The sequence below is a fragment of the Thermoanaerobaculia bacterium genome (genome assembly GCA_018057705.1).
GTDB lineage: Bacteria > Acidobacteriota > Thermoanaerobaculia > Multivoradales > JAGPDF01 > JAGPDF01.
This window is the reverse complement of sequence record JAGPDF010000084.1, coordinates 11,514-19,005: the sequence shown is the minus strand read 5'-3', so window position 1 is coordinate 19,005 and position 7,492 is coordinate 11,514. Positions and strand designations below refer to the sequence as shown.

General features: G+C 70.3%; 8 protein-coding genes. All 8 read right to left on the bottom strand.

Annotated features, from left to right (window positions below; genetic code table 11):
• Window positions 1-331 (bottom strand): hypothetical protein (locus tag KBI44_18480; protein ID MBP9146473.1); only part of this gene is annotated, 331 nt, incomplete at its 3' end.
• Window positions 328-975 carry a riboflavin synthase gene (locus KBI44_18475; GenBank protein MBP9146472.1) on the bottom strand — a complete coding sequence of 216 codons (648 nt, stop codon included), beginning with the start codon at window positions 973-975 and terminating at the stop codon, window positions 328-330. The genes KBI44_18480 and KBI44_18475, both read right to left, overlap by 4 nt.
• Entirely contained in the window at window positions 939-2,027 is a 1,089-nt protein-coding gene (ribD, locus tag KBI44_18470; GenBank protein ID MBP9146471.1) for a bifunctional diaminohydroxyphosphoribosylaminopyrimidine deaminase/5-amino-6-(5-phosphoribosylamino)uracil reductase RibD, read from the bottom strand. The genes KBI44_18475 and ribD overlap by 37 nt, the downstream gene beginning before the upstream one ends.
• Window positions 2,028-2,031: 4 nt before the next feature.
• Entirely contained in the window at window positions 2,032-3,015 is a 984-nt protein-coding gene (ftsY, locus tag KBI44_18465) for a signal recognition particle-docking protein FtsY (GenBank protein MBP9146470.1), read from the bottom strand.
• Between the two features lie 6 nt (window positions 3,016-3,021).
• Window positions 3,022-3,393, bottom strand: coding sequence for a hypothetical protein (locus KBI44_18460; protein MBP9146469.1), 372 nt, complete (start codon window positions 3,391-3,393; stop codon window positions 3,022-3,024).
• A 26-nt stretch (window positions 3,394-3,419) separates the two neighbouring features.
• Entirely contained in the window at window positions 3,420-5,195 is a 1,776-nt protein-coding gene (locus tag KBI44_18455; protein ID MBP9146468.1) for an HD domain-containing protein, read from the bottom strand.
• A 49-nt stretch (window positions 5,196-5,244) separates the two neighbouring features.
• Window positions 5,245-6,360, bottom strand: coding sequence for a 3-dehydroquinate synthase (locus tag KBI44_18450; protein ID MBP9146467.1), 1,116 nt, complete (start codon window positions 6,358-6,360; stop codon window positions 5,245-5,247).
• Between the two features lie 7 nt (window positions 6,361-6,367).
• On the bottom strand, window positions 6,368-7,492 hold a 1,125-nt coding region (gene aspS, locus KBI44_18445; GenBank protein MBP9146466.1), incomplete at its 5' end, for an aspartate--tRNA ligase.

The window sequence follows — 7,492 nt, the reverse complement described above, 5'->3', positions numbered from 1 at the left end:
CGGCGACCACGGTCGCACCGGGCGCCTCGCTATCTGCGTCCAGAACGGAGAACTGATCCAGAACCGGCACCCGGGCCGCGATCAGGTCCAGCACCAGATTGCTTCTTTCCCTTGTCCGGTCCTTGCGTACCGGCGGCACCAGTGCAACGTCCGCGAGCGCTGCGACGGCCGGCAATCGGTCTCCCGGCGCCGGCCGAGGCCCGACGCCGGGCGGCCACACGATCCGGTGCTCGTAGAGGTCGAGCCGCGGCTCTTCGGCCTCGGGCCAGCGGCGCGGCAGGTGACGGATCCAGAACCGCGACGGCAGCGGCACGACCTCGCGCCAGGTCAACGGTCCTTCCCCTCGCCGTCCGGAATGTGGATGAGCCCGCGCACCAGGAGCATCCGCTCGACGTACTTGGCGAGGACGTCGGCTTCGAAATGGAACCGGCTGCCGGGGCGGGCGGCCCCCAGAGTCGTCACCTCGAGAGTGTGCGGGATCAGAGCCACGCTGAAGCACTCGAGAGTGCACGAAGCCACCGTCAGGCTGACGCCGTCGAGCGCGACCGACCCCTTCTCGACGACGTACGCTGCCATTCCGCGAGGAATCGCCACCGTGAAATCGCTGTGCGCCTCGCGGTCGTCGCGCCGCAGCAGCGTCGCGAGGATGTCGACATGTCCCTGGACCCAATGCCCGCCCAGGGCGTCCCCGGCCCGCAGCGCCGGCTCGAGATTGACCCGGTCGCCCTGACGGAGCCGCCCGAGCCGGGTGCGCGCCAGGGTCTCGCGCGACAGCTCCACCTCCGACTCGACCTCCGACCTCGTCGCCGTATCGAGGATGGTGAGGCAGACCCCGGACACGCCGAGACTCGCCCCGGGCGAGAGCAGCGCTCCGAGCTCCGCCGAGTGCCCGATCCGCAGACGAACGCCGCCCTGGCCCGAGTCGACGGGCGCCGCGGTCAGAGTCCCAAGTTCGCGAACAATTCCAGTGAACATTTCGAGTTGAATCCTGACAGCACCAGGTCGGAACCACACTTTCGGGCCTTCAGCCGGTCGACGGAAGGGGCTTCTGCAAGTCGTTCGACGCCGCGCCCGCCCAGCGGACCGGGAGCCGTCTGCCCGCCGAGCAACCGTCCGGCGACCGCCACCTCCAGCCGGTCGTAGAGGTCGGCGGCGAAGAAGGCCGTCGCCACCTCACGCCCCCCTTCGACCAGCAGGCTCGAGATCCCCCGCCCGCCGAGATCGGCGAGGGCAGTCACCGGCGAAACCTCCGGCAGGACGACGACTTCGGCCCCCTTTTCGCGGAGCCTCGAGGCACGCTCCCCGGAAGGCGATTCCGAGTAGATCACCACCGGTCCCGGCACGGTGAAGAGTCTGGATTCGGGGGGCGTCCGCAGACGCCGATCGAGCACGACGCGCAGGATCGGCACGCCGGCCCGACCCAGCCTTCGGTCGAGGCGCGGATCGTCGGCGAGCACCGTGCCGATGCCGACCAGGATGGCGTCGTGCTCCTCCCGCAGAGCCAGCGCCCAGCGCCGCGCTGCGGATCCCGAGATCCACTGGCTCTCGCCGCTCACAGTCGCGATCTTGCCATCGAGGCTCATCGCCCATTTCAGGGTGATCTGGGGACGCCCGAAGACCCGGTTGACCAGGAATCGGAAGTTGAGCTCGATCGCCCGCTCCGCCAACTCGCCGACTGCGACGGCGATGCCAGCCGCGCGCAGACGATCGAAGCCGCGCCCCGAGACTCTCGGGTCGGGATCTCGATGGCAGGCGACGACCCGGGCGACGCCGGCGGCGACCAGGGCGTCGGCGCAGGGCGGCGTGCGGCCGTGGTGGCTGCAGGGCTCCAGATTGACGTAGAGCGTGGCGCCGCGCGCCAGCTCGCCCGCCGCCTCGAGCGCCAGAATCTCGGCATGCGCCTCGCCCGGGCGGCGATGCGAGCCTTCGCCGACCACCCTGCCGTCGCGGACGAGCACCGCGCCGACCATCGGATTCGGCGCCGTCGTCGTCCGGCCGCGCGCCGCCAGGACCAGCGCGCGCCGCAGCGGCTCAGGAGACGAGGGCAGTGGCGAACTCCCGGGGATCGAAATCGACCAAGTCCTCCGGCGCCTCGCCGACCCCGAGGTAGAGCACCGGAACCTTGAGCTCCCGCACCACGGCAACGACCATGCCGCCGCGCGCCGTTCCATCGAGCTTGGAGAGCAGCACGGCGTCCACTGCGGCGACACGCAGGAACTCGCGCGCCTGGACCAGGGCGTTCTGTCCGGTCGTGGCATCGAGAACGAGCAGCGTGCGAATCGGCCAGCCGGCGGCTTCGCGCTCGACGATGCGCCGGATCTTCGCCAGCTCGTTCATCAGGTGCTCCTTGTTGTGGAGCCGCCCGGCGGTATCGACGATGAGGTGGTCCACCCGGCGCGCCCGCGCCGCCATGATCGCGTCGAAGACCACCGCCGCCGGATCGGATCCGGCTGCCTGGCGGACGACCTCGACGCCGAGCCGCTCGCCCCAGATCACCAGCTGTTCGATCGCCGCCGCGCGGAAGGTGTCCGCGGCCGCCAGCAGGACCTTCTCGCCGCGCAGCTGGCTGCGCCGCGCGAGCTTGGCGATCGAAGTCGTCTTGCCGGCGCCGTTCACTCCGACCACCAGCGTCAGCCGGGGGCCCGGCCGGCCGTCGAAATTCCCGACCTCGTCGCCGCCCGTTCCGGCGCGGGCCGCCTCGGCGGCGCCCTCCCGCAGCAGGAGCTCGACCTCTTCCGCGAGCAGCTGGCGCAAGCGGCCCTCCGTCCCCAGGTCGGCACGGCGCACGCGCTCACGCAGCCGTCCGAGCAGCAGCTCCACCGTGCCGAGCCCGAGGTCGGCGCCGATCAGCGCCTCTTCGAGGTCCGTCAGGGTGACCTCGTCGAGCTTCGGTTTGAGGTCGAGAGCCACCCCGACGCGTTCGGCGAGCCGCGCCTGGGTGCGCGCCAGTCCGTTCCGGAGCTTCTGCCAGAGCCCCGTCGGCGCCGGTGCCCCTGCCCCCCTCTCCTCGGTCATCGCTCCTCAGCCCTGCACGAAGAGCGCGCGCTGCAGCTGGTCGCAAGCCTCTTCCATCGTGCGCCGCGCGATGCCGGCGAGGCCCGGCCGGCGCTGCACCAGGACCAGGTAATAGCCGTCGGGAAGCGGCATCGAATAGAGGTGCAGCCCCTCCTTCTCGACATGCAGGAACTTCGCCTTCCCCAGATTCGTGCTGGCGAGGAAGGTCTCGCTCTGACGGAGGTAGATTCCGACGTAGGCGCCGACCACACGCATCTGGTAGGGACTGTAGTCCGAGCAGGCGAAGTCGACCGTTTCGCCGGTGTCGTCCAGGAAGAGCACACCGACGGCGCCGTCGTTCTGGGCCAAGAGGTTGGCGAGAATGTACTGGAAGGGCAAGGTCGGTCTCCCGGCAGCTCAGCGAGCTAGATGTAGGCCGCGATCGGCAGCTCGATCTCGAGCCCCGGGCGGGTCCGTTCGTTCATGTCTTCCACCAGACTACCGCCCTCGAAGGCGCGCAGGAAGGCGGTCACCACTTTGGCATCGAACCGCGAGCCGGCGAGCTGTGTGATGAGCTCCGCGGCATACCGGGCTTCGTACGCCTTCTGGTAGGGCCGGTTGGTGGTGATGGCGTCGAAACAGTCGGCGACCGCGACGATGCGGGCCATCAACGGTATCGCCGCCCCGCGCAGGCCGTCGGGATAGCCCTTGCCGTTCCAGTTCTCGTGGTGCCAACGCACCGCCGGCAGCATCTCGCGCAGCGGCTCGATCGACTGCAGGATCTCGGCGCCGATCGTCGGATGCGCCTTCATCTGCTCGAACTCCTCCGGCGTCAGGACGCCGCTCTTGTTGAGCACCCGGTCCTCGATTCCGATCTTTCCGACGTCGTGCAGCAGCGCCCCGATCCAGAGCTTGTGCTGGAACTCCTCGTTCTGGCCGAGCGATTTGGCGATCAGGCGCGAGAGCTCGGCGACCCGTTCGGAGTGCCCGCGGGTGTAGGGGTCCTTGGCGTCGATCGCCGCCGCGAAAGCGCGGATCGAGCTGATGAACAGCTCGCGGTTCTGCCGCGCCGCCTCGTTCAGCTTCGCGACGTGATCCTCGACGTAGCCGGCCATGAGGTTGAAATCGGCGGAGAGGTCGGCGAGCTCGGCGACGATGCGCTGCTCGGGCAGGCGCTCGGCGAAGTTCCCGGCGGCCATGCTGTGCGCGGTCTCGGAGAGCTGGCGGATCGGCTGCCCCAGCCAGCGCGAGGCGTAGATGGCGAACAGAACCGCCAGCAGGAGCAGCAGAACCGTCGCCAGAAGGGCGCTGATGACCATCCGGCGGGCCGATTCGAAAGCCGCCGCCACCGGCCGATGGACGACAACGCCCCACCCGCTCTCGACCACCGGGCTGACCATCCCGAGCATCGCCACCGAGCCGGTCTCGCTCTCGAGGGTGTACTCCGAGGTCAGATTGAGCGGCTTCCGGGCGAAGTCGAGGAGGAGATCGGAGCGCGCCAGGGCCTGCTGCACCGACGGACTCGCGCCCTCGGACCAGAGGAGCTTGCCGTCCCGATCCACCAGGAACACCTGCACCTGGCCCTGCCCCTTGGAATCGCGCTCGAGCACCGCCTCCATGAGCCGCAGGCGGACGAGCGTCTCGACGACCATCGAGATCTCGCCACGTTCGCTGCGGATCGGAACCGCCAGGGCGGCGACCGGCTCGTTGGAGCGTGGCAGCACGGCGAAGCGATAGATCGCCGTCTTCTGACCGAGAGCGGCATTGAACGCCTCGTCGAGCGCGCGCTCGGAAGAGTCGCCGAGATCGGGCAGGGAGAAGCGCCAGCCGGCGCCTTCGAGATCGAGGACGCGCAGGGCGAGAGGCTGCCGGGCGCCGCGTACGAAGCGCTGCAGGTAGGTCGTCACCCACGGCTCGCGCAGCCGCTCGGCAACCAGATCCGATCCCGGCGGGGCGAGCGTCCCGGCGCCCATCTGCTCGAGCTCCCGGCGGGCTCCCGCCAGATACTCGCCGAGCTCCCGCGACAGCGCCTGCGCGGAGGTGGTCAGGTAGCTCTTCTCCTCGGTGACGAGGAGCTCGCGGTTCTGGGCGATCAGGAGCCAGTTGGTGATCGCGAGGGGGATGGCGCCCGAGAGCAGCAGCAACAGGAACGCCACATGCCGGAGCTTCAGTCTTCGGGTGAGTTGCGGTAGCGCGCCCATGGCCGGTTGGTGCTCCGACGACGCCTGCCGCGCGGAGCTCCGGAGCGCATTATACGGGGCCGGCGCCGGTGCGACAGTGGTGCAGGAAGGCCTCGACCTCCGACGCCACTTCGGCCTCGCCGATCCCCGTCGTCCGCTCGCCCCTCGCGGGCGCCATCGGCAGGATCCAGACCAGCCCGGATTGGCGTGCCTTCTTGTCGCGCGCCAGATTCGCGACCACTTCCCTGACGCCGACCGGCGGCAGCGCCGGCAGCCCGAGCCGGTCGAGGAGGTGCTCGATCCGCGTCAGGAAAGAGGCGTCGGCGCCGCGCCGCAGGGCCAGTCGGTGGCAAAAGCGCATTCCCCAGGCGACGGCGTCGCCGTGGAGCATCGTCCCATAACCTGCGGCCGCCTCCAGCGCGTGTCCGAGGGTGTGACCGTAGTTCAGCAGCTGACGCTCGCCGCCCTCGAACGGATCGCGCTGCACAACCCCGACTTTGGCCGCGGCCGCGCCGCGCACCACCGGGGCGAGCGCCGCCGGATCCCCATCGAGCAGGCGCGCGAGGTCGGCCTCGATTCGGGCGAGCAGGTCGAGATCGAGCAGCGCGGCCATCTTGATCGCTTCGACGAGGCCCGACCGCAGCTCGGCGCGCGGCAGCGTGCCGAGCATCCGGCTGTCGGCGACGACGAGCTCGGGCTGATGAAAGGCGCCGACCAGATTCTTGCCCGCAGCGATGTCGATCGCCGTCTTGCCGCCGATCGCGGCGTCGACCTGCGCCAGCAGCGTGGTCGGCAGCTGAACGAAGGCGACACCGCGCACGAAGGTGGCGGCGACGAACCCGGCGAGATCGCCGACGCTGCCGCCGCCGAAAGCGACGACGACACTGTCGCGTTTGCCGCCAGCGCACGCCATCTCCTCCCAGAGCCGGCCTGCGACCTCGACCGACTTGGCCGCCTCGCCGTCGGGAACCACCAGTTCGACGAGCCCCGGGACCGCGGCCCGGAGCGGGCCGAGCGCCTCCCGCTGCAGGCGCAGCACCGTCGGGCTCGAGATCAGGAAGACGGTTCTCCCCTGCCAGAGCCCGGGGTGGGCCGCCACCGCTCCGGCAAGGCAGCCTTCGCCGGTGACGATCCTGGTTTCGCCCCGCGCGTGGCGCAGGTGCAGGGCTCCGTCGGCGTGAGCCACCCCGGCCTCAGCCCTTGGGGGCCGTGGGAGTCGCAACCGTCGGGGTGCCGCCCGGCGCGAGCAGAAGGCCGAGCTCGCGCAGCTGCCGGGCGTCCACGACCGACGGCGCTTCGGTCAGCAGACAGCTCGCCGAGGCGGTCTTCGGGAAGGCGATGACGTCGCGCAACGACGGCGCCCCGGTCATCAGCATCACGATGCGGTCGAGGCCGAGCGCCAGCCCGCCATGGGGCGGTGCACCCAGTCGCAGCGCGTCGAGCAGGAAGCCGAAGCGCTCGCGCGCCTCCTCCTCGCCGATGCCGAGCAGCCGGAAGACCTGCGACTGCACGTCGCGGTCGTGGATGCGGATCGAGCCGCCGCCAAGCTCGGTCCCGTTGAGCACGACGTCGTAGGCGCGGGCGCGCAGCGCCCCTGGATCGGCGGCGAGCGACTCGACCCCCGTGAGGTCGGGCGAGGTGAACGGGTGATGCATCGAGAACCAGCGCTTCTCTTCTGCCCCCCACTCGAGCAGCGGGAAGCCGGTCACCCAGAGGAACTCGTAGCGATCGGCCGGAATCCAGTCGTGCTGCCGCGCCAGCTCGAGGCGCAGCGCGCCAAGGGCCGGCGAGACGATCATCGGATTGCCCGCCGCGAGCACCGCGATCCCGCCCTCCTCCAGCCCCAGGGCGGAGGCGATCGCCTCGAGCTCTTCGGGCGCGAGACCCTGCTTGACCGAGAACGCGAGCTCGCCGTTCGAGCGCCTGAGCAGCAGGACGCCCGGCAGCCCCTGCTTCTTGACGAAGTCGCTCCACAGGTCGGTCTGCGAGCGGCTGATCGCGGCGCCGGAAGGGACCACGATCGCGCGCACCACGCCGCCTTCGGCGGCGGCCTTCTGGAAGACCTTGAACGACGAGGACGCGGCGACCGCCGTCACGTCCTGGATCTCGACGCCGAAGCGCAGATCGGGCTTGTCGCTGCCGAAGCGCGCCATGGCGTCGTCATAGGTCAGTCGCCGAAAAGGCGTCGCCACGGCGATTCCGACCATCGGAAAGATGCGCGCGAAAAGCCCCTCGATGAGCTCGAAGATGTCCTCTTCGGTCGGGAACGACATCTCGAGGTCGATCTGGGTGAACTCGGGCTGGCGGTCGGCACGCAG

Coding starts and splice junctions, on each gene's coding strand:
- ftsY (MBP9146470.1), bottom strand. CDS start 3,015: ATGACCGAGGAGAGGGGGGCAGGGGCACCGGCGCCGACGGGGCTCTGG.
- KBI44_18475 (MBP9146472.1), bottom strand. CDS start 975: ATGTTCACTGGAATTGTTCGCGAACTTGGGACTCTGACCGCGGCGCCC.
- KBI44_18455 (MBP9146468.1), bottom strand. CDS start 5,195: ATGGGCGCGCTACCGCAACTCACCCGAAGACTGAAGCTCCGGCATGTG.